Annotated in this window: 25 protein-coding genes; all 25 read right to left on the bottom strand. The window is 39.7% G+C overall.

Going from position 1 to position 23,658, the window contains the following annotated elements:
• Positions 1–8: 8 nt before the first annotated feature.
• Positions 9–1,115, bottom strand: a complete 1,107-nt coding sequence (locus ACYFX0_RS18180) for a hypothetical protein (protein WP_460271144.1) — start codon at positions 1,113–1,115, stop codon at positions 9–11.
• Positions 1,116–1,147: 32 nt separating this feature from the next.
• The gene (locus ACYFX0_RS18175) at positions 1,148–1,537 is read right to left on the bottom strand and encodes a hypothetical protein (RefSeq protein WP_460271142.1); all 390 of its coding nucleotides are present in this window, start codon (positions 1,535–1,537) and stop codon (positions 1,148–1,150) included.
• A 93-nt stretch (positions 1,538–1,630) separates the two neighbouring features.
• Positions 1,631–2,353: a DNA-methyltransferase gene (locus tag ACYFX0_RS18170; protein WP_460271141.1), complete on the bottom strand. Its 723-nt coding sequence runs from the start codon at positions 2,351–2,353 to the stop codon at positions 1,631–1,633.
• Positions 2,346–2,957 (bottom strand): hypothetical protein, encoded by a 612-nt coding sequence (locus ACYFX0_RS18165; RefSeq protein ID WP_460271139.1) that lies wholly within the window; start codon positions 2,955–2,957, stop codon positions 2,346–2,348. Before ACYFX0_RS18165 ends, ACYFX0_RS18170 begins: the two co-directional genes overlap by 8 nt.
• Before the next feature lie 9 nt (positions 2,958–2,966).
• Positions 2,967–3,341: a hypothetical protein gene (locus ACYFX0_RS18160; protein WP_221660099.1), complete on the bottom strand. Its 375-nt coding sequence runs from the start codon at positions 3,339–3,341 to the stop codon at positions 2,967–2,969.
• A 97-nt stretch (positions 3,342–3,438) separates the two neighbouring features.
• Positions 3,439–4,497 carry a metallophosphoesterase gene (locus ACYFX0_RS18155; protein WP_221660095.1) on the bottom strand — a complete coding sequence of 353 codons (1,059 nt, stop codon included), beginning with the start codon at positions 4,495–4,497 and terminating at the stop codon, positions 3,439–3,441.
• A gap of 12 nt (positions 4,498–4,509) precedes the next feature.
• Positions 4,510–5,787, bottom strand: coding sequence for an AAA family ATPase (locus ACYFX0_RS18150; RefSeq protein WP_460271137.1), 1,278 nt, complete (start codon positions 5,785–5,787; stop codon positions 4,510–4,512).
• Positions 5,788–6,044: 257 nt separating this feature from the next.
• Positions 6,045–6,803 carry a hypothetical protein gene (locus ACYFX0_RS18145; protein ID WP_460271135.1) on the bottom strand — a complete coding sequence of 253 codons (759 nt, stop codon included), beginning with the start codon at positions 6,801–6,803 and terminating at the stop codon, positions 6,045–6,047.
• Between the two features lies 1 nt (position 6,804).
• Complete coding sequence (locus ACYFX0_RS18140) at positions 6,805–7,473, bottom strand: hypothetical protein (protein WP_460271133.1); 669 nt, start codon at positions 7,471–7,473, stop codon at positions 6,805–6,807.
• Complete coding sequence (locus tag ACYFX0_RS18135; protein ID WP_460271132.1) at positions 7,473–8,420, bottom strand: hypothetical protein; 948 nt, start codon at positions 8,418–8,420, stop codon at positions 7,473–7,475. The genes ACYFX0_RS18140 and ACYFX0_RS18135 overlap by 1 nt, the downstream gene beginning before the upstream one ends.
• A gap of 161 nt (positions 8,421–8,581) precedes the next feature.
• The gene (locus ACYFX0_RS18130) at positions 8,582–9,901 is read right to left on the bottom strand and encodes a hypothetical protein (RefSeq protein ID WP_460271131.1); all 1,320 of its coding nucleotides are present in this window, start codon (positions 9,899–9,901) and stop codon (positions 8,582–8,584) included.
• 298 nt (positions 9,902–10,199) lie between these two features.
• On the bottom strand, positions 10,200–11,636 hold the full coding sequence (locus ACYFX0_RS18125) for an HD domain-containing protein (RefSeq protein WP_460271129.1): 1,437 nt from the start codon (positions 11,634–11,636) through the stop codon (positions 10,200–10,202).
• Positions 11,637–11,773: 137 nt separating this feature from the next.
• The gene (locus ACYFX0_RS18120) at positions 11,774–12,211 is read right to left on the bottom strand and encodes a hypothetical protein (RefSeq protein ID WP_460271127.1); all 438 of its coding nucleotides are present in this window, start codon (positions 12,209–12,211) and stop codon (positions 11,774–11,776) included.
• A gap of 131 nt (positions 12,212–12,342) precedes the next feature.
• Complete coding sequence (locus tag ACYFX0_RS18115) at positions 12,343–13,062, bottom strand: hypothetical protein (RefSeq protein ID WP_460271126.1); 720 nt, start codon at positions 13,060–13,062, stop codon at positions 12,343–12,345.
• A gap of 33 nt (positions 13,063–13,095) precedes the next feature.
• The gene (locus tag ACYFX0_RS18110; RefSeq protein WP_460271124.1) at positions 13,096–13,305 is read right to left on the bottom strand and encodes a hypothetical protein; all 210 of its coding nucleotides are present in this window, start codon (positions 13,303–13,305) and stop codon (positions 13,096–13,098) included.
• Positions 13,306–13,433: 128 nt separating this feature from the next.
• Entirely contained in the window at positions 13,434–13,631 is a 198-nt protein-coding gene (locus ACYFX0_RS18105) for a hypothetical protein (RefSeq protein WP_460271123.1), read from the bottom strand.
• Between the two features lie 4 nt (positions 13,632–13,635).
• Positions 13,636–14,457 (bottom strand): hypothetical protein, encoded by an 822-nt coding sequence (locus ACYFX0_RS18100; RefSeq protein ID WP_460271121.1) that lies wholly within the window; start codon positions 14,455–14,457, stop codon positions 13,636–13,638.
• Positions 14,458–14,469: 12 nt separating this feature from the next.
• Entirely contained in the window at positions 14,470–14,868 is a 399-nt protein-coding gene (locus ACYFX0_RS18095; RefSeq protein ID WP_460271119.1) for a type II toxin-antitoxin system death-on-curing family toxin, read from the bottom strand.
• Complete coding sequence (locus ACYFX0_RS18090; protein ID WP_460271117.1) at positions 14,868–15,380, bottom strand: hypothetical protein; 513 nt, start codon at positions 15,378–15,380, stop codon at positions 14,868–14,870. Before ACYFX0_RS18090 ends, ACYFX0_RS18095 begins: the two co-directional genes overlap by 1 nt.
• Before the next feature lie 24 nt (positions 15,381–15,404).
• On the bottom strand, positions 15,405–15,683 hold the full coding sequence (locus ACYFX0_RS18085) for an AbrB/MazE/SpoVT family DNA-binding domain-containing protein (RefSeq protein WP_221660031.1): 279 nt from the start codon (positions 15,681–15,683) through the stop codon (positions 15,405–15,407).
• 132 nt (positions 15,684–15,815) lie between these two features.
• Entirely contained in the window at positions 15,816–16,718 is a 903-nt protein-coding gene (locus ACYFX0_RS18080) for a hypothetical protein (protein ID WP_460271115.1), read from the bottom strand.
• A complete protein-coding gene (locus ACYFX0_RS18075; protein ID WP_460271113.1) occupies positions 16,719–17,894 on the bottom strand; it encodes a hypothetical protein in 1,176 nt (391 codons plus the stop codon).
• Between the two features lie 12 nt (positions 17,895–17,906).
• Positions 17,907–18,527: a hypothetical protein gene (locus ACYFX0_RS18070; protein ID WP_460271111.1), complete on the bottom strand. Its 621-nt coding sequence runs from the start codon at positions 18,525–18,527 to the stop codon at positions 17,907–17,909.
• Between the two features lie 474 nt (positions 18,528–19,001).
• Positions 19,002–22,982 carry a hypothetical protein gene (locus ACYFX0_RS18065; RefSeq protein ID WP_460271110.1) on the bottom strand — a complete coding sequence of 1,327 codons (3,981 nt, stop codon included), beginning with the start codon at positions 22,980–22,982 and terminating at the stop codon, positions 19,002–19,004.
• 152 nt (positions 22,983–23,134) lie between these two features.
• Positions 23,135–23,658 (bottom strand): LPXTG cell wall anchor domain-containing protein (locus ACYFX0_RS18060; protein WP_460271108.1); only part of this gene is annotated, 524 nt, incomplete at its 5' end.

The following is a 23,658-nucleotide window of genomic DNA, read 5'->3' as shown; positions in this document are numbered from 1 at the left end:
CTACCTCCTTACTCTTCTAAGTTACGGATAGATAGTAAGCAGTCGCCTTTACTGTGACGGAAATACGCTAACTCGCTATCTAACGACAATTGCAGCTCTACTTCATCTGCTACCGTTCCACTAAGACCACCAAACACTGTAAGGATATCATCACCGTTAACCGCTATTTCAAAATCGGCTACATCTTCTGGAACAGAAAACTCACCATCAGATGCGTTATCGCCGTTTTCATTACTCTCACTATCAGACTTGATTTTTCCAACACCGTTATCTACCGTAATCAGGATATCTTCATCATCTTCAGTAAAGATAATTGCCAGTTTTACATAACTAACTAACTCCGTTTTACTTAATGGTAACTTTACATCTTCGCTAAATTCATTGAAGCTATCGTTTACCCTACGAATGACTCTGTTTACATCATCTACTTGGTAGAAATCCTCACCTACTACAAAGTACACCGTATTATCCTCTAGCAGCATGTAGAAGTATTCCTCATCCGAACTATCTAACATTGAAATTAATGTATCAGAAGCATCGCTGCTGATTCCGTAATTGACTGGAATAGAATAATCCATACGTACTGCAAAGCGTGTACCTCTTACAAACGACTTGTTGTCCGTAAAGTAAATATCCTGTAAATCATCAGCAGCGTTTTTATCACGCAAACTATGCAGGTATGAAAGGACATCTAAGAACTCTGCACGTACAACCTGCTCCCCATCTTCTTTAACACGGTCGATTGTTTCTTTTGCTTCGTTTACTTTATCCAATACCGAATCGCCCTCGTAACCCTTGAAGTTAAGCACAATACGTCCACTTGTTACCTGCGCCTTGTCAGCAAGCATTTGGAAATCAAGCTCATCACCTAGTTCTGACAAAGGTGCAAGCAGTTTGCCATATTCAAGACATAGTTCCTGCTCCGCATCCTCTAACCCGTCAGCAAGCTTTTGTACTAACGTGTGGTTTTCTCCTACAGAAGCAAAGTATAAACCGCCATCTTTGTTTACTACACGTAAGTAATTGTCATCCAACAACTCAATACGTTTATTTGTGATAATTTTACCTGCTGTTTTTAACCCGTTCGCTAAACTTTCTTTTAATAGTTGAACCATACATGCACTACCTTTCTGTATTTACCGTTATATTATTCAAAGTCTGGAAAGTCATCATCATCTTCATCATTATTGACGACCTTACCATCGTTACCTACCATATCACCGAAGTCCATCACATCATCGTCATCACCCGCATTAGATGATTCCTCAGTAGTGACATCCTCAACAGGTACTTCCATATCAAGCGCCGTTTCCATATGCTCTACAATCTCAAGCACACGCTCGTTCTTTTCCTCAATGATTAAATCCAGTTCCTCTTTGGTTTCAAACGTAATTCCACGCTTTGCTAACGCCTCTATCTTTGTCTTAACTTCTTCCTTCTTTACCCCTAAACGGGCTTCCACTTTATTTGCCTGTTTTTCCGTATTTGAAAATTTCTTTTTCGCCGTTTCGTAGCGAGCGATTAAACTTTGTGACATAACACAAACTCCCCCTTAACTTGTTATCTACCGTTAGTTTACCACCCTTTCCCAAATAAAAAAGGTTGGTTCTTATCAACCAACCTAAACGGGCTATACCCATAAACTTCTTGCTTTTCTTCGGTGTTTTTGATGCCTTTTTGTACTTTTTTCATGATACGTATTATCCATCTCAATCCCGATGAAATTACGTCTTAGTTCATCAGCAGATACTGCTGTTACCCCAGACCCTGAGAACGTATCTAGAATTAATTCCCCTTTATTACTATGTACACGCATTATCTCTAACCAAATACTGAACGGTTTCTGCGTTGTATGGAATCGTCGCCCTTGGTCTTCATGAGGAGAAGCCTCGTAACGCCCATCCTCAGCCTTACGTCCATCACGTACATTAAACGTAAATGTATCTGTTGCTGTAATCCACAGCGCCTCTTCTAAGGCGTTTAACGGCAACCTATTCGGCATCTGCGGTACAGGGTTAGTTTTATACCAATACTGTAATCCACGTACGATATAGCCCATTTCCTCGGCTATTCTTGCCATAAGCTCCATATTTAAATAAGAATTGAAAATAAGTGCCTGTCCTGTCTCTGGGTTGATTTTAGGAAGTACCTTTCTCATCCAAGCCTCTGTATCAAAGCCATAATCCCAATCACCAAAATCCATGCCCGTTCTTCCATGACCATACGCCATTTTCGTTCCTTTAACCGACACGTTGTAAGGCGGGTCAGTGAACAATAAATCGATAGAACCATCGTCAATTTCATCTAATAATTTAAACGTATCACCTTTATGGATTTTATTTACCTCAAGCATGAATTAAACCCCCTGTCTCCTTATCACGAACGCCAGATACGTATACACGACCTGTACTCTCGATTGCTTCTTTCATAACACTTCCTTCAAAGTCGTTAACCACTAGAACCGTACCGCCCTCGTCCGTAAAGCGCAGCACCATCTCTTTTGCTACCTTTAATGCATCCTCTGTATCTGACTCCGCTGTGCGAAACTCCCCATCGAAATATTTTTCATTTCCTAGTAGATTAAACGCCCAACCACGGTCACGTACTCCCCAGATAAACCATTCTTTCATTTCACGGTATTTATTCATAATTGGCTCAGTCGTCTCATCTTGTTCTTTTAACCAAACCAACGCTCTTTTTGTGTTCTTTTTATCTAACGCATCCTCGCCTAGACTAGACATAGAGAATACATCAACCCCAATAAGTAGATTCCCACACTTTGGTTTCTTTTTAGCACACTCAAGCGCTGCTTTAATATCCTTTTGTACTTTTTTAATATACTTGTCACGCTTATCTTTAGGTAGCCCTGCAATTCGCTTACCTCTACTTAGCGCCCTCCATGTGTCTACGATAACCAAGTCCGCTGTTTCTACTTCGATTTTTTGCTTCTCTCCCATAAGCTCCTCCTACCTTCTCTCCTTGTTGTTTTTATCTCTAACCATTAACCTGCGGTAAAACTCTACCGTGTTTAACGATATATTCAGCTCTCTCGAAATTATATAATCTCTATCCCCGGCTGCAATTAGTGCTTTTATCTCTTGGATTTTTTCTTTTGTAAGTGTACGTTCGTTTTCCCCTTTCTTCTTTCGCTCTTGTTTACCAAAAATGTCCCCAAGATACGACTTCCGAATGTGCTCTATCTCCGTACACTTATCACAACCCTCACACTCCACATAAGAAACATTATCCTCGTTCTCATGCTCATCCATTAAGTATTCTATACGAGCCAATGCGTCACGCTTGTTTTCAAACGTGACGAGGTATCTTACTTCCTTGCTCATACGTACCATTCTTCTAGCATAGCTATCTGTTTTTGCTTCCTACCTGTATGTTTACAATCCCATAGTTTTTTATATCCCACAGCAACTACACCCCTTACTACACTGCTTTATCATGTATTAGATTTAGTACTTCTACCCCGAACTCTTTCACATCATCGTCCACATCTTCTAATGCACGAATAACATCCCTCGGGTCTTCATGTTTACGCTCCACTGTCTCCATACGTAAACTGAAATCTTTATAATCGCTTGCACTTTTCTTCGCTGCCAATGCCTTTTCGAACGAGAAATACTCCTCAGCAGGAATTACATCGATTTCTACTAAACCGAACTCCTCAAGGTTATTTGTATCGATAAGACCGCAGTAACCATAATCACGCAAGTTTTCCTCTTTGAATGACGTACGACCCATAGCCCCTGTCTGCCATAGGACACTAACAGAGCCATCTTCCATCTCGATATAGATAGGGTCTACATTTTCATGAATATGACCAAGGATACCGATATTGACACCTTTTAACACCTTTGTCGCATCGTAAACCCCTTCTTTGCCTTTTGATTTTAACATCCATAAAGGTGACTCAGGCATTAATACGTTATCATGCAGTACCGCCATAACAAACCAAGATTTATCCTCACGGATTTTCTTAGGTAATTCACGGTCAGCATGCCCATAGTTACGGATATCAATGTAGAATTTTTGACCGTTCTCTTTAAACGCTATACCTTTAGGATTGATAATTAACCCCTCGGATAGCAGCTCATCAAAGAACGTATATTGTTTCTCGTCATTTTTTAACGTAATTTCATTATCGTGATTCCCACGACAAGCGACAACCGGATATATTTTCCCGCTCTCTAGTTTTTTCTTTGTTTTATCATCCAACCCGATAAAATTAAACTTTTTACCTTTCATACGCTTCTGCATAATTATACCCAGTAACCTAAACAGCTTACGCCACTCTGCTACCTCCTGCATATCCTGCGGTGTCTTATGCTGTAAGTCGCCCTCAAAGATGACCAACCCTATTTCTTCATCCTCTAAGATAAACTTGATAAGGTTTTTTAGCATCAGCTTGTTATTATCTTTCATTCTTACCGTGTTACGCATCTCTGTAGCGTTTAGATGTAAATCTCCTACATTTAATACCTTCACTGCTAACCCTCCTTAACTATGTACATGCGTAGCACTGACATCGCCACCACACAACGGACATACTCCAATTTCTTTCTCAAAGTCCTTAAGCTCCTTAGCGCTTAACTCTAATTGTCTATCGCTCTTTTCTTTTTCTGCCGTAAGTTCTTCTACTTCTTCATACAACCCACGAAGTTCTTTTAATTCCTCAATGAGTAGTAAATCATCACGGATATCTCCAAAGTCTTTCACTTTGTTCATACGCACCTGCAGTTCAGATAACTCTTCTTCCATCTGCTCCATTTCAAGAATCGCCTCTAACAGCTCCGTCACTTCTTGAATGACCACCAGACACTCATCCGCTTCTTCTGTATTGTTTGCCTGCAGCTTCGTTTGTAGTACCTTAAGCGTACCCTCTAATTCTGCGACCTCTACCATACTATCTCGCGCACTCGTAAGCTCTTTAATGGTATGAATGCCCTCTTCTGCTTCTTCCATATTAAGCTGTGCTAACCGTTTTTGAAGTTCTAACAGTTCTTTCTCTTTCTCAGCAAGCTCCACCATATCCTCAGCAACGTCCTCTAACGCCTCAAGGATTCCATACTCCGCCTTTAGTACGTTTTCATATCTACTTACCTCTTTTAACACCTGAGATTTATGGGCTACCTCACTTGTAATATCCGCCAATCTCTCTTCTTCTTGCTCAACCTGTGTTGTAAGCAGCTTGATATCCTTAGACTCCGCACTCTTTACCTTCTCGACATGCTTTAACCCTAATAGGAAGTCTTCCGTCCCTAACGCCTTTTGCAGAATGAAGTTATTATCCCCCGGTGTTGTCTCAACAAAAGGAATTACACTATTCTTCATACGTAGGTTTAGTATCTCGTCCGTTTTTTCTTTCTCGTGATATAAATTGAAGTAGTTTTCCAACTCCGGTGGTACTTTACCGCCTGTCTTATCTGCTCTACCAGACTCTCCATTAGTTAAATCCCATTCATAATAATCGACCGCCCCACGAGATAACGTAACCGTTGAGCCATCCCAACCTGTATAGTCGATAACAAAAAACTCGCTTCCATCACGCAAATAAAATTTATAACTATTGTTAGGTAAGTTTTTCGTAATGGCATAAATCGCCATTGTTAACGCACTCTTACCGATATTGTTCTTCCCATCTAACTTAAATACCCCGTTTTTATCGATGTTTATTGTCATATCCTTGATAGACTGTAGGTTTCGAACACGTAGGCTTCTAATTCTAAACTCGCACTTCACTTCCTCACGCCCCTTATTTTTTCTTACCCCTATCATATCAAACTTCCAATAGAAAAAAGCCCTGATTCTTATCAAGGCTTGGATTTAAAACATAAAAAAGGAGCAGCCATAAAGACTGCTCCCAACAAGTGGTTTATTTCTAAATTTAACAAACAATTAAACAAATATCGTAGAAGGCTTTACACCAAACAAAATGTAAGTCTTCTAAGTCACGTCCGGTGACTTGTATATACATAATACCATGCATCTTCTCTATTATCTAGCGTTTGTGTATCAAATGTATCACATTTTTATCACTTTTTCTCGCTTTTTTCTACCTTTACTCCTTTTGCTTCTTGCAGTTTCTGTATATGTGGAACGATGTTCTTAAGTAAGTCTTTGTCCTTGATAACTGCATCAAGTTCTTTCTTCCCTTTATTCACCTCATTATAAATCATAACCATCGGTTTATCTGCCTCCACGTAATCAAGCGCAACTACGTTCGTCTTCATTCCCTCAGCATTAACCCTGTAAATCGGTATTTCTTTCTCATTTTTACGTACCCAATCATCAAACGGTTTATCGTACTTTTCATTACCTGTATACACATACACCGCATACTCTTTATCTACTTGCTTATCGATATATTCGTCAGAGAAGATATTGTTTACATCATAAACTTGGTTCTTTTCTTTACCTACCATTTTATTTTCATGTTCTACCTGCTTTACAGACGTAAGCATCGACCCCAAATTTTCCTCCGGCGTACTATTAAACGTTCTCCAGATGTTCGAAAACCCGCCGTTCCCTAAGCTTCCAAGGAAAATAAGACCACCTAACGCACCTATCCCAAGTATCCACTTCCATTTACCCGGTCTCCCTGAGCCACCAGAACCTCCACCAAAGCCGCCAAAACGTCTACCAGAACCTCCACCGTTTGTACCATTATTTTGCTCATTTGCATTTTCACTTCTCGTACGTCCATTTGAGTCAATCTCTAACCTGTCCCGCTCTGATACCCTGTCGTTGTTATATCCCCCAGAACTCCCCGAGTTGTTAAAATCGAAACTCACGTTACCATCTTCCTTTCTGGGCTTCTAAATACCCCGATAAATCATCAATATCACGAAGTGGCTTAGACGAACTTTCCCCTGCATCCAAATCAGCAAGGGTACGAACCCCATCCAGTTTAGGAGGTACACTCAAATCCTCCTTTTCACTATTATCTTCGTCAAGCAACGAGTCACCTGTAAGTACATCACCCTTTAACCTCTTACCCGTAATCCTCTCAAAAATATCTCCACCTCTATCGCTTCGAAACGTGTACACTTTTTCACTAGGTGTAACTTCACGATATAATAGCCCCTTAACCAAATCCATTTTTTGAAGCATTTCATTACAATCGACACCTTTATCTTTCAACATCTTATCCATATTGTGAATGGCACGAGCGATACGTCTTTTCTGTCTAATCGTAATTCGTTCATCTGCAGACCGTAACTTCTCATCCGTATCCAACTTACGTATCTCCATAATATGGTCAATGTCGATAAGCTCCTTGTTAGCCTCATTTAACCTCTGTTGGTTATTTGCGAGGATATGACCCATCCCCGCAAACGCCATTCGTGCCATTTCAGTATACACATAAAACATCTCATCCTTCGGAACACTCTTCTTATCCAAATCAACAAGCGCAAGTACATCCACTAGCTTTGTTAACGCTGTTCCTTCTGCTTTACACATTACGACCACCACCCTGTAGTCACTGTTTGTAAATCAACGACCCCAAAGAGTCCAGGTAATATGAATTTATTTACAAGCAATCCGGCAACCGTCCCAATTACGAAAGCGAGTACAATTTTTGCAACACCTCCGTTACCTTTTTCGCCTTTCTCCTTAACTGGCTTTTTCTTTTTCTGACCTTTTCCTTCTTCTTTTGTATCATCCAACCCTAGTTCTTCGCTATCATCAACTGGCTTCTCAACAGCTCCATCCTCTGTTGTAATATCTTTAGGAACAACATAAGGTTTAATAATTGGTGGGTAGTTAATTAAAGGCTTTAACTCGCTATCGTCAAGCATAAGTTCAGCCATTTCGCCAACAGAACGAGCGTCACGCAGCTGCTTAAATCCCATTAACACATTGCCCATCATTTTATTTTCAATATCATCAAGAGTTAACTTATCAAACTGCTCAGGCATTAACCCGCTATCGTTTACTAAGAAGTACGCAATTAGTTTTTTAACGTTGTATAACCAATCATCTGTAATTTCTGCAAGCGCTGTATCTTTGCGCAGAAAAGCTTTTACCTTCTTTTTCTTCTTATCGTATACAAAGTTTAAAGGGTTCAACAACACATCGTACACCTTGCCGTCAGAGACAAGAAACAGTGTAGAAATTAACCCTTTGATTAACGTTTCTTTCGCCTTCGAATCTTCCTCCGGTGTTCTATCCTCTATACGATATGCCTCAAGTGGTCTCTCGTTTACACTGCACTTACTGTACAACTCTCTTTCGTTTAGGTTTGTCTCGTTGTTACGCTCGAAAATCGTTGTGAAGTGTGCTAACCCCTCGAACACATCTTCTTTATTTTTGATACTTACTAAATCCTCACGGGAAACAAACGTCCGAATCGTTACGTCATCCACTATATCGACCGCTACTCCCCCTGCAGTACATCTTTTTAACAAATCAACCCACTCCTCTACTGTTCTTATCTGACCGCCTATACATGGCGTTATTTGTTTACTCCAATCTCACTTAACATCTACTTTCCCTTTTCTATGTAGTATCTACCTTATTCTGGACAATAAAAAAGAGAGGGCATATGCCCTCTCTTTAGCGGTATTCCTTATTCGTCATCGCCCATGAACTCATCGAAGTTATCGTCGTCTTCTACCTCGCCGTTATCTTCAGGCTCTTCTTTTTTCGTTTCTACTTTTTTAGCTTCAGCTTTCTTCTCCGTTTTAACAGTTTTTGATTTAGCTGCAGCCGCCTCTTGTGCTTCATCTTCTTCACGTAACGCATTTGCTTCTGCTTCTGCGTCCTCCTCAGTTCCTGCGCCTGCACCAGATAAGACTGTAGCGAATACTTTTTCGTTAAATTCAGTATCCTCTTCCTCTTTTCCGTACTGTTCACGCATAACGAAGAAGTACTCTCCACCATCAGCCATAAGTGCAACAGCTTCCTGTGGTGTATGTGGACGTAGCGTTGGATTAATTGCTTTATAAGACTTCTCAGCCTCAGCCACTAATTTAACACCGATTTCAGTAATTGCATCCACAAATTCTTTTGTTACAACTGTGTTTTTCGCAGGTACTGCTACTGGAGACATATCTTTAGCTGACTCCATTTTAGTAGGTTTGTTAGGGAACTTAACCGCAAAGTCCACAAACCCGATTAATACTTCCTCTTCATGCTCTGTACCTTCGTTTTCGATGTAACCATATGCGTTTACTTCATCATCTAAGATACCTTGCTCAAACGCATTATCCGCTGCCGTTTTGAACTTATCTAAACGGTTTTGAGACATAGGCATTAAGATTTTCTTGTATTTTGGCATACCATTTTCATCACGAACTACTCGTTTTACTGGCTTGTTGTTTTTACCAACTGCATCTTCTAACTCAAGCTCTAACGCTAGAAGTGTAATATCTAAGCGAGTTACGTTATACTCGTTACCATCTTCATCAGATTTTTTGTAGTATGAATTCTCAACTTTACGTTGTTTATCCATTTCTTCATAGAATTTCTTTTGTTCTTCTTTTGTTAAGTCCTTGAAACCTTCTTCACCATAACGCTCTTCCATTTCAACATATGTACGGCGTACCTCGTATTGTGATAACTCACAGAACGGACACATCTCCTTACGCTCCGCTGATTTTACTGCTTCGCTACGGTCTGTTTGGCTGTAAGGATGCATACAACGTACTTGGTATGATTGGTATGTTCCTCCACGACTATTAACAAAGTTTAAAAAGCTTTGTTTAATTGGATGGAACGGCTCAGCTAGTACCACTAACCCCATATTCCCTTCCGAATCCGGTAATACTGGGAAAATAATACGTTTTGTTTCACCAATCTCGAATGAAAGGCGCTGCACCATATTACCTAACCCGTTACCTCCCGCACGTCTTCCTGTTCTTGCCCCACTAAATGATAATCTGCCCATTTTGATTTCCTCCTCTTTTGTTTTCGGTTTTACCTAGACGAGCATGTATGCCCGCCTTACGGACACCTTTGTTTTTTGAAATCTGGACATTTCAAAATGTGTTTTTAACACTCTTTCAATTTAACATGTTTGCTTGTACAAAACCGCTTAACCATTATCAAAACAAGAAATTATTTTTAACTTGCTTTGTTTGTTTCTTACCCGGCTTGTTAGCATACCCTTATACTATCACAACCCCGTCCGCCCGTCTGCCCCTTCCTTATCAAGATAAAGAAAAAGGAGAGTAATATTTCTCTCCTTACTTCACTAACGCTTTTAAGTAATTGTACGCAATAAGTACTCGGTTTCTACCTGCCGCTGTACGTAAGTAATCACTATCTAAGTCGCCCAAACGAACCCTATCTAACCCATCGGCATCCTTGAAAATCTCGAATAATCTCCACGCTCGAGCCAGTTTGTCAGCGACCCAACCCGTTTTATTTAGGTTTTCTTTTGCCTCAGTATCCGAAATACAATGATTCTCTATAATGAAGTAAAGGATATCATCAGCGTCCTCATCTAAATCTAAGATATCGTATTCTCTTTTGGTATTAACTGCATTAATTCCGAAAACCATAATCTCATATTCACCAATACAGTCCACACTTCTTATTCCATGTGTTTTATCTTCATAATCATTTACACGACCTATGTCATGGAGACATGCAGATAGACTCAGGATAGCCCTATCCTCATCGCTTAAGCCTAGCTCCCTAGACATAGACAGGCAATGAAGCAGAACACGACTACAATGCTTATTCCCATGAATACCGTCAAAGTTATCAAAGTACTTTTCTTGGATAAACGTCCCACGATATAGACCGTACTCCGTCATATACCCTTCCTTTTCCATACCTTCTATGTCTTTTGTAATCGTTATTGGATTTAAACTTTGCGCCTGTCTGATTGATTTAGGTCGTATTAGTACTTCCTCTTCCCCACGACCCGTATAGTACGCTAAAATATCATCCTTATGTACCTTACCTACGTAGACTTCCCCGTCAAATCCATGACGTTTAGCAAAAAATTCAGCAACCTCTTTACTTGCCGTCCAACTAATTGCATCCTCATGGTTTGTAGATTTATCACTCTGCCCGCGGTACACTGTTACATAATTCACACCACTCGCTATCTTTTCCAACGAATCAAGGAGTTCCTTCCTCTGCTCGCTCGTCTGACAACGGAATACATCTAACACCATATCCTTTGATAACACCGTATGACCGTAGTCGTAATGCGTGTAGTTCGATATGAAGAATTCGAATCTATCCTTTTCTTCTACTTCCCAATACAACCTATTCATTAACATAAATATTGCGTTCTTATGTGCATAATGCAGAACCCCAAAGAAATCCTTAGCGTCATATTTTTTACGGATTCTTTTCTCAACATCCCGAATGTATTCTCCTAAACTCATATCCATCCCCGGGAATGAATAATCCTCCAACATGTAAAACAACTCTACACAGACAGGGTAGTCGTAATATACGAATACCGACATCACCTTATTCGTAATGTAGAAATTACGAATCGGTAACCCTGTAGCAGCTAGCTTACTCTCCATTTCCTCATAAGTCCCAATACCTTTGTACCCTAATTCATTTATAAAATAATCCACATTCTCTTTTGTAATTGGATATAAATCACTTTCAGATATTTGAGCATTTGCTAACGCTACTGCTTCATCTAACCCCATATACGTAACCTACCTTCCTTAATATCACCTTTGTTACTCATAGTTTAACAGATAGTATCCTCATATACTTTATCTTATATATCGTCATTAAAAAAGAAAGGGTGGCATGTACACCGCCCTTTCTTTATACACAACCCTCAGTGTAATGTAGCCGTTTTATTCTTTACCTTATTCATTACCCTGTCAATTCTACTATCTGCTTCTTTTTTATCATCATCCGTACCGTATACGCCAATAAGTAAGAGTGTTAACCCAATACGTACCATACCAACAGCAGGAGAAGGACAGGGGAAACTCCAAAATTGGCTAGCATTTTCAACTCCCGCATACACAGACCATCCTTTTTTACCTAACTCCACTGTAATAACATGAGTCTTATCGAACTCATATAATCGGAATTGATACGTAGTTATTCCATCTACTGTACCCTTTCTTACCATATCACAAGTATCTAGCGTTTTGTGATGCTTTTGCAGCTCTTGAATCATATCTAAAGTGAGCAAGCAATCGTTACTTTCCTCTAAGCCCCTAACCGATTTTCTATCCCCTATCCAAATTTCATTGTATTTACGCATACCTATCCCCTCCAAAAAATTGCTACGTCTTTACACCTACCCCTAATCTACCTTATTACGTAACATTCAACTCCAATCTACGTATCAAGCACAAATAAAAAAGACGGCAATATACCGTCCTCGTTTCATCTTCATTTACCAGTATGTAATCCAATCAAAATTAACTTACCTTTCAAGTCGACCGAATGTAAACAATCCTCAGGGTCTAGCCTTTCTAATTTTACACATGTCTCTTGTGTACATGTTTTCTTAACCTGATTTTCATACTCCGATAACCTTTTAGGTACTTTAGTGACCTCCATACACTTACATTTCAAGTATTTGTACCACTCAAACACCTTTCCATCTAGCACAGCATTGGCATTATATACATCAACGACACTTTGGTCTCTTAACGCCTTTTTCTTGTACACGTTACTTTGTGAGCCTTGCAAGATTCCTCCTTCAAGCCCCCATATAACACCCCAATGTACATTTTTCATATCGGCTTTCTTATGTGGCACATACGGGTACGCTGTTTTTGCATAGTACGGAATCATTGCGTAATACCCATTATTTAACCCATCTTCAACTACCGTTTCTAGCTCTTCGGATGAGTTGAATGTCTTCACTTTATAATCCAATGACAGCAGATAATCATTAACCCATAGAAGAAATTCTTCCACTTTATCAATATCGAATAACTCCCCTACATGTGTAAGCTCTCTCGCATGTGCTAAATCGATTAAGAAGTCACCCAGTTTTTCCTCATCATATCTACCGTCTGTTAACGCCTGTATTGTCATAGCTACCGCATACAGCCCACAGGAAGCCCCTTTTGATTTAATATTATCCACTTCTTTTAACATCATTTGTCCTTCACCATCCTCTCACACCCTCAACACCTAGAGGATGTCCCTATCGAGCAACAACTTATAACCTAGCACTAGTACGATTAGCAGTATACTAACGGTTGCTTTAAATATCGTAGTGTATGGAAGACCTATATGGGTTATAGAACCGACAACCCAACAAATACCTGTGACTGCCCCCGCTACCCCACTGGCAGCCAACCCAACCACAATACAAACAAGTACAGAAAACCCTAAACGCACCAAGAGGTCTCCTGCTAGCTCCTTTGCTTTTTTCATACATCACACCTACCTATCCCTATCATTTCTTTATATCTCTTCTTTTTATTTTTCAGTTAAACGGCAAAATAAAAAGACCGCTAGTAGCAGTCTTACTTGTCCTTATTTCGTATACCTCTCCATAATTCAAACAAACCTTTACGCTCTACTGCTAATCCTACAACTACACCCATGCACAGACTTTTAGCGAAGTTAAGCTCTAAGTTGAAAGTAATATCAAACAAAAAACTTACACTCATATAAATACAGGTATTCACAACCCACTTCAATAAAAACATGTATATAGACATGTACCTATCGCCCTTTACTTTTTTCTTTTTTGCAAATGGGACACTTGCCCCAACCTCTACGAACTGTTGGAGGTACAATAGAGTATTCACTTCCACAAGATAAATGCTTTAGTTTTACACCTGTTTTTCTATCAATATACTTACCAATGACCTCATAATCGATACCTAATTTATCGTTAACCTCTTTTACAAAGTCCTCTTGCGTTCTTCTTCGTTTCGTTCTAATCTTCATAGCACAATGAGGACACCTAGCATTCCGGTATAAAAAAGAAGCAGGTAATACTTTATACTCGTTACCACAAACATTATGCCTCATATCTACTATAGTCCGAGAATTTACATAACCTCCCAGTACAGTATACTCGTCACCGACCTTATCAAAGACTTCCTTTTCAAATACCTCAGCAGGTTTTCTTCTCGTTGCACGATACTCACTAGACTGTAAGCATTGTCTGCACAAACTCAATTCTCTCAAGAAATTTTGAGGGTAAAAATCATACTCCCTCCCGCATCGTACATGCTCCACTCGAATTAAATCTTTCTGGCTTGTATACTTACTCTTAACCTTGTAGTCATCCCCATATATACTTCGAACCTCGTCTAAGAACTCTTCATGCGTCTTTCTCCTGTTTTCTTTTGCACAATGAGGACACCTAGACCCCTTCAAAAAGTTATTCGGATAGACCTTGTATTCAGTTCCGCAAACGTTATGTTTCATCTCTAGCCTTGTATTTGCGTTTATGTACACACCTATAACAGTGTAGTCATTTCCCACTACCCCTTTAACCTCTTCTACAAACTCTTCCTGTGTTCTCCTTCTTGCCACTGTTACACCACCTCAACTACCTAAAGGAAATGAATGTGTAATGATAGTATTTAAGACATCTAACTCACTATATTCATGGTTTACAACACCTAATGTAAAGGCAACTGCTTCCTCAGTAGAAATCACTAATTTGTACCCGTTGTAACGTAGGAATACAGCTAAACACATAAACGCTGTCCTTTTGTTCGCATTGTAAAATACATGGTTCTGCGCAATAGATTCAAACAACGCTGCAGCCTTTTCATACACGCCCGGATACGCATCCTCGCCAATCGCTGACTGCTTCGGTCTGTTTACTGCAGAATCGAGCAACCCCGGGTCTTTGACCCCTAAGAGTTCCCCCGGAGAGTACTTTTTAATTGCTGCTACGTTAATCGCAATAACTTCTTTATCTGTTAAATACCTCATCATTACTCAGCCCCAACCTTACAGTCTTGTAGTTTCTCCGCATTTACAGAAGTAACCTTGTACCCGTTTGCTATCTCTAACTCCTTAACCGAGAAGTTCACTATACCCTCCCTTTTATCGTTAAACGCATCACAGTCCTCCTCAGAATCGAACACGTAATCCTCTACCCTTTCACCATTCTCCCATTTTGACCAATATGACCGGTATTTTACCTCTTGAGACGAACCACAATCCTCAAGGATAAAGCCTCCCTTATAGAAGTACCATCCCATCATTAACTTCACTGCCTCAATTCGAGCATCCTCTAAGTCCGCAGCAACAATGACTTTCTCATCGCACACATTTTCCTCATACCACTGACCATTTGAGAGTGTTACATGAAATAACTTTAAATTGACACCGTTCTTAATTTCCTCACAGCGCTCGCAATTATCTTCATCTCTTTTGATGACTACTGCCTTCGGTGCTTGCTCGTCCATATACTCTTTCCCATGTTTTTTACATAACGTTTTCATTTCTCTTCCCCCATTGATTTTCTCTTATTTATCAACTAACTCTTTCATAACCTCATCGTATTCATTAAAGCAAGCTTCAACTGTATCTAAAAAGTCATCGCTTATCCCATCAGGTAAAGCCTTTGTTACTTTCTTCTTAACCTTTAGGACATCCCCATCGACCTCAAGCGTCACCTCATCTCCTTTAGTTAGGTTTAGTGCTTTAAGCATATCAGTAGGAATAGTGACTCCCAAGCTATTCCCTTGCTTTGTAACCACCCTATCCTCTTTTAGCATCACTAAATCATTTACTTTTTCCGGCATAGTTATAGACTCCTTGTATTTAAAATTTTAGACTATATAATCATTTACTTAATTAGTGTACTTACGTAAGTACGTACTTACAGTATACATCAACTCCTAAATTTAAACAATAGACGTAAAAAAGAGACTGCATTACTGCACAGTCTCCATCTCTTTCTTATACATATCATTGTACCCAAACATTAAATTAACTAGCACATCTGTGTACTCCATAGGATAATCCTGCAGCATACTTGTAAGTGCGCAGCTTTTATCTCCCGTATCCCCTGTACCGCCATGTACATAATACACTTTACCTTCTGGGCTATGTAAACCATCCTCTTTAGCCACTAACGTAACCCCGTTAGTTGTTGGGAACGCTACCTTTAACGTATAACTCATCTCGTCCCAATGTGTACGTACACCATCTGGAAATGTATACGCCGAGAAATACCCCTTAAACTGCTTATCCCCGGTATATACCCCATCTAGGAAGCTATCCTTACCGCTATCTTTCAATATACCCTCTTGTTTTAACTGCTCAATAACAGCTAGTTTTTCCGGGTCTACTTCTACCAATTTATCTACTTCATTTACATGCTTTTTGTTCTCTTGTTGGTTGTACTGGTCAGCATTTGGGTCAGCTACATGATAATCATATGCATTATAAGGGTCTACGTTCTCTTGATATTCATTACGCTTTAATTTCTTTTTTGTCTGTTCCGGAGCAGACTCTCTTTTTCTTTCCTCTTCATAAGGAGTTCCAGAGTCGTAACCTCCTCCCTGTCTTCTCTCCATCATCTTTCTACGGTTCCGCTCTTTACGTAGATTGTTTGCCCCACGTACACCAGAACCGACTAACCTAACCCCTCCAGACACTGCACGTACTCCAACCGCAGCCACCTTAGTTGTCAGCTTAACTGCAGCTATACCTGCTACAATCCCCAAATTTAACAACCTATATTTTGTCTCTATCTTCTTTTCTCCAAGGTGAACCCCTGCATCAAAACCTGCTCTTACACCCCTTGCACAAAGACCTACAAGTCCTTTAAGCATTTAGTCCACCCTCTTCCTTAAATCAAAGCAATTCAAAATCTTAAACCACGCATCCGACTCCCCGTACAGCGCTGTAAGCATCTTCAAAGCGCTCATAAGGTTTGTTTCCCCGTCCCTGCGGTTATAGATTTTCGCCCCTACCTCTCCAGAACTAATACCATTAGTCCCTAAGTATAAAGGTAGGTTCGTCTTTGCTCCTTTTAACGGTTTAACCTGTATTTGCACCAACTCTTTATGATATCCTCTAACCGCCCCGATTACATCTTTCACCTCAGCAGAATGAATAACCGTCTTAATCCTCTCCATCATTTTAGCGGTCTCTTTTGCATTATCAGATAGTAACCAACGTAACCCCGAGTGTATACCGTTATATCGCGTCATCGAAATCCAAACCCCATCAAACTCAAATGGTTTTTTCTGCGATTCCGTGAACTGCATTACCCTGTCTTTTACAGACCTATCAAGCTTTTTCATTAGGTTCTTATCGTAATAGTCATAATCAATAGGGAGAGCAAACTTCACCGTCACCACCTTATCTTTATCCGCCGCTTTTACAGACGTAACTATATTCATAAGGTATTTACCGCTATGTGTTAGCGTCACATCTTGCACTTGCACAAGAAATTTACCTTTTGCCCCATCCAACTTCATTATCAATCCCATATAGAACCTGCTAAGAGCCAAATATGACTGCTTCTTAAACTCTGACAGAACCTCGTCTTCACTCTTAGGCGGTTGATAATCTACACTTACAATCCGAAAATCCCCCTCGTTCTTTTCCAACACCTTAATCCTATCCTGTAGTACCTTATTCCAAAGTCCCTGCAACTCCTGTCCCATAATTTCAGAACTCGCAGATTTCCTTAATATATCGTTTATATGACCATGAAGGGTATCCCCATCATCGACCACTAACCCGAAAGGAATATTCCCTAACTTCTCGTTTTCTTTACCCTCTCCGTCTACTTTACGAACCTCACATATACATGTACCGTAAACACGCCCAGACACCTTTAATTTAGGCGTTTTAACTCCAACCATATAAATACCTTTGTTTTGGAATATAGCCCCTCCTCCGCTTTTTAAAAGCCATTTCGGAAACGCATCTACAAGTAACCTTTCGAACCCATAATAAACCTCGGCTATCCCTGCCTTTTCTTTCGTGTTTGTTGCCATATCCTCACCTCTTTACTTAGCCCCAGAAGGTTTTTCCTCTTCCTGCGCTGCTCTTTTACTCTTCTCTACTTCTTCTTTTGCGTCCTGCTTTTCTTTATCTACTTTTTGCTTTTCAATCTTCTTCGTTTGCTCCGCCACTTTCTTCTTCAAATCATCCTCTAATTTCTTTGTCTCTTCCTTATCATCTTCATACTGCTTAGATAAAACTGCTTGTCTCTGTTCCTTTAGTTTCTCAAATGTCTGTTTTTTCTTCTCAGCAAATCCATCATCTTGCTGATTTAACTCTGCGATTTGTTCTTTTGTCATAGCACTAACCTTAGGAATGGCATCCCCATCACGTACCGCAGACTCTATAAAAATCCCCTGCTCCTTCTCCACACCGACCGCAGCGAACCGTTTTTCTTTCGTATCCAACCCTACATTTTGCAACATCATATCCTTTGCTAACTCCTCTACCGTCTTTTCCTTCTCTACAACAACACGAGTCGAATCGTAATCGTAGTCATATACTACTTTAAAATCCTTCTTTTGTGCCTTAACCGCCTTTTCCTCGTCAGAATCACAAGCCGCTAAGCTTAACGACACTACACTCAAGACACCCAATATTGTCAGCTTCTTCATATAAGGTTTCATATTTTACCAATCCTTTCTGGACTCTTTATGTTCTTTTACCTCGTATCAGATGTAATACACCTTTCTATACGACAAAAAAGCGCTAGCAGTCTAGGTCTATCGCAAACCTGATTACATAACGCTTTTGTCATGAACACTTTAATCGATTTTATGAAACAATGTAGATTGAGTAGGTCTACATTGCCTCCTTATTCCTCTGTTACTACACCCCGTCTATCACCACTCACCTATTATACTGCCCCCAGAAAACAGGTAGAGTGTATGCAAAAATAGGAAGCCCTCACAACCGACCTTTGCATCAATATCCATAGGTATAATAACCTTACCTATATAATACTAGACATTGTCATCTGTTACTGCAGTATCCTTATCAAAACACTGGCATATCTTATCTTTTTTATTTCCATATAGTATTTATCTATCTTTACCTCAATTATTCAAAATAAAAAGAGGGGGTATTATAACCCCCTCATCCTATTTTAGATATTCTTTTACAGATTCCCATAACCCTTTACTGTTTGCCTCACGGAAAGTATTTACTTTTACTGTGTCGCTATTTTTAATTCTACCAATAGCCCCTTTAAGTTCATCATCTTCAATTCTAACCGTGTGGTCGTATTTAACTCCCTTACTGATTGCCTCAGTTTGTTCATTAACGTAAACAGCATCTTGTCCATCCTTCGCTTTATCTAAGCCAGAACCTACTAAGTACTGCTTGAACGTGAATGGGTATGTTACCTGTATAATTACATCATTTAAACCAACAGAACCGATTAGTAATTCATTTTGCCATTTACTCTTAACTTTCATATTCATTGAAGGTAAATCATCTTTACCTTTTACAGAAGTATCAACATCAAGAGGTAAATAGTATTTTGAACTACGTTTATCCGATTCTAAGACTAAATCTGAAGTAGTAGCCTCTACTTTATTGAACTTTCGGTACTCTTCTCTAGCCTGTTTATTTACAGCATCGATAGAAGCACCTTTCGGTGAAGCAACTTGGAATCCAGAGTTTTTCATAACCCTGTAATCGTCCATAGTCTTAATATCAAACTGACCTCCACCTTTACCTTCAATAACAACCGGAAGTTTGTAAAACCCTAAGGCATGATGTTTATCAAACTCAACATCGTCCTTGTCCTTGTTTACCACTAAAGACTCTTTTAGGTTTTTATCTACATCCTGCACATAATAACCAGAGTATCCGTTATTAGGTCGTCCATCACTATCAGACCAAGCAACAGCTGAACGTTTACCATCTTCGCTCATATATTTTAAATCTCTGTCATAGCTGATTTGACTTCCTAAACCGCCATTATTAGCAATACCCATAGTGTTGATAGAGTTCTCATACTTAAGAGTTCCTCCCACGTTAATTGCCTCTTGTGTTTGTAACTCTTTAGCAGGGTTAGCTGCATCGTATAACGTCTTATCTGCAATGAATTTCTCCGTTGCAAGTGTTTTATCTTCCTTATCCGTTTTGTAATCGTTTGGACTTGTACGATACACTTTAGACTGTCTACCTACTGGGTACTCTAATTTTTGGTCTCCTTTACGGAATACGTGTTCAGTCCCATAAACATGGTCTAATTCAATCTCAGCCTGATACGCTACTTTATGTGTATCAATCCATGTTCCTGCAGGTGGCGTATACTTATCCGTACCGTCACCCCATAATGGGATACGTTCCGAGAAATTCCAACCTTCGCAAGCCCACTGTCTTGGAGATAATGGGTTACCTTTTTCATCCTTCATCTCATCCCAACCGCTACATACATAATGGTCGTAATAAGAATTTGTCGCCTCAAACTGATAACCATAGTAAAGATTACGTCCTGTGTAATCTTTATTAGATGCATCTTTAAACGCATCAGGGTCGTTTTTAAGTACCTGCATATCTTTACTAATTCCGCTTATGTTCGGGAAATCGGCATACGCAGCTCCCCCATTTTTAAGGCTGTTTTCATTTAGTGTAGACATAAACACTTTGTTTTTAGGTGTCTTTTCTTCACCAATTAAATGGTATTTCATACCGTCATCGGCTACTTCATTTGCCTTAGCCACGTAATCGAAATCAGGTATATAATCCTTATTCTTATCATTATTTTTTGTATTTGCTGTTTCGATAACCTTTTTAACGTTACGTACCGCAAATGCTTTTGTTGAAAGTTTAGGGTCTAACTTATTATGCAACGCTAATTTACTCTTCGATTTATCGTCATCTTTATATAAGTTCCAAGTGAAGTCAGCGTTATCTGTCATTAACTCCCCATCTACATGCCCATTTGTTGAAGGGTCTGGTTTAGAAGGTTTGTAGTAAAACTTGATTGTTGTCTCATCATCCGCATGTTGCCCCGGATGTGTGTACCAACTCTTAACCGGTTCCTCAGCATAAGGATTTACACTGATATATGGATTACCATTCTCATCTTTAAATGCCCCAGTAGGTTTAGGTACATAGACCACTCGACCATGAGGGATTACTTTCGAACGTCTCTTTTCGAGAATTTTCCCAGTCGTTTTATCGATATACTCAATGTTAACTAATAGGTCATAGTATCGAACCTTTGTGGAATCGCCCGTACTATCTCCGCCGGATTTAATGATGGTTTTATCGTTTTTATCTACATCAGTAGGTTGCCCTTTAGCTCTAGCATTCACATCATTGTGCATGTTAAATTTCAATTCTCTAACCATATCGTCATCGGCTTTTTGAGAAGGGTTCTGCTCCTGACTTCTAAATACAAAATCCTCACCATTTACGTTCTTAGTGTATATCTTCTTGTTAAATAATCTGTACGTATCTGCGTAGAACTCAGACTCCGTCTTACCACCTTGCTTATTAAATGGTACTGAACGTGTAACTTGCTCCCCACGAGAGAATTTCTCTGTGAAACTATCAAGTACTTGTCGATTACCATCATTAACATAGACCGTTTTAAGCTGAACATCTTTATCCGGAACTACGTTTTTATCTGGCTTGAACGTTAACATGGCTGTTTTCCCGTTAACATGGAAATACTGACTTTGACCCCAAGCATCTTGGGTCTCACCCGCTCTTGCACCGTATTTGTACCAAATAACTGTACGGGATTGGTCAGAGTCCAAAATAGGGTAATCTACTCCCATTTTAAAGTAACGACAATTACTCCCTAGACTACATAACCCATTACCTGCAGGGGAATCACGTCTGATATGGTCGGCTGTGTTAGGGGTTGCAGTATTTGTACCACGACCACTAGCGAAATCGAGCATCCCAGTAGCGCCCTCTCTGCTTGTATACTTACCTAAATCGAGAATGTTTATAGGTGTAGTTATCCAAGTCCAAACGTACTGGTAACCACTTCTTCCATGATTCCCGTTAACACCATGAACAATTTTCATGTTCCAAGAGCTAGCATCGTCACCCATTTTTGCGTTTCCGAATAAATCATCCAAAGGAATATACGCTTTAAATCCGACACCTTTATATGTCATCGTACAATCATCATCAGACCATTTATCGAACTCATTGTCATAGCATTGTCGAGGTTGTTTTGGTGTACCAAACGCCCAAGTAAAATCACGTGTAGCGTCCGAATCAGCCATTACATCCGTTGCGTAGGTTTTACTTTCACCAGTTTTAGTGTTTTCCATAATAATATACGTTCTGTTATTATCTGGATATTCGTTATTGTAACCTTTTTGAACAGCGAACCCTTCAAATGTTAAATACCTTTGAGTCGGCTCATAATCAAATTGGTTATGCTCGATGTTTATCCCCGGACGGTTGTTTTTCTTCTCAGCATAAATGTTATAAGAAATGTTGTGTCCGCCCTCAGGGTTAAACTGGCTAGCGTCCCCTTTAATTAAATTCCATTGGTTAGGGACATCATATGGTGAGAATCCCGGCATTCCCGCACTTCTCATAACCGGCGCAGGAGCTAAGAATCTAGGACTAATTAAAAAAGAAGACCTAAGCGCACCGGGAATATCTAACTCCTCTTTAGCTTTTTTATCTTCTTCAACCTTTGCAACTTTATCTTTCTCCGCTTTTTCCTCAGCTTCTTTTTTAGCTTTTTCTACTGCTTCCTTTTCAGCCTTATCCTGAGCTTCTTTTTCAGCTTTTGCTTTATTTTCGGCAGCTTCTTTCGCCTTAGCATCCGCTTCTTGTTTAGCTTTAGCATCTGCTTCTTGTTTAGCCTTCTCTTCAGCTTTTGCCTTAACATCCGCCTCTTGTTTAGCCTTCTCTTCAGCTTTTGCCTTAGCTTCCGCCTCTTGTTTAGCTTTATCGGCAACTTCCTGCTCATTTAATCCAGAAGATGCAGGAGACTCACTCACCTCATTAACCTTAGGTACATTTTGTTCCTTGATGGTTTCAGCAGAAGCGAGCGGTTGTAGAAAGCTAGACCCCAAAATCAAACCAACTGACAACGCTGCTATGTTAGGTCGTAGCTTATCTTTAAACGCCATATATTTTCCCTCCTTATTCAGTTTTTAAAGAACAGTAACACTTTGAACCTAGTTGTATTTCTTATTATCCCCTCCGCCCGCCTTTCCGTTATTACAGACAAATAAAAAAGGTACTCCTGAGAATGGAGTACCTTCATTAGTTTGATAACTTATTATTTTGTTGTTTTCTTAAACTTACGTCCGAATGCAAGAGCTGCACCCGCGATAGCCATTAACCCACCAAGTAATGCGCTGTTATTTTCTGCTTCACCTGTTTTTGGTAATTCTTTGTAAGTTTCTTTATTTCCAGAAGCTACATTTTTAACTTCTTTTTTATCATCTACTTTTGTTTCTACTACTTTAGACGGTTGTTTATCTTCCAACGTAGTTCCTGTTGTTCCACCTTTAGCGCCGTTGTCTGTGCCTTCTGTTACCTTGCTTCCAGTGTCTTTAGAACCATTGTCCTCTTTAGAACCATTGTCCTCTTTAGATCCGTTATCCTCTTTAGAACCATTGTCCTCTTTAGAACCATTGTCCTCTTTAGAACCATTGTCCTCTTTAGAACCATTGTCCTCTTTAGAACCATTGTCCTCTTTAGAACCGTTATCCTCTTTAGAACCATTGTCCTCTTTAGAACCGTTATCCTCTTTAGAACCATTGTCCTCTTTAGAACCGTTGTCCTCTTTACCACCGTTGT

The organism is Bacillus sp. NEAU-Y102 (genome assembly GCF_054788175.1).
The sequence above is the reverse complement of the archived record's forward strand: the minus strand, read 5'-3'. Positions and strand labels throughout refer to the sequence as shown.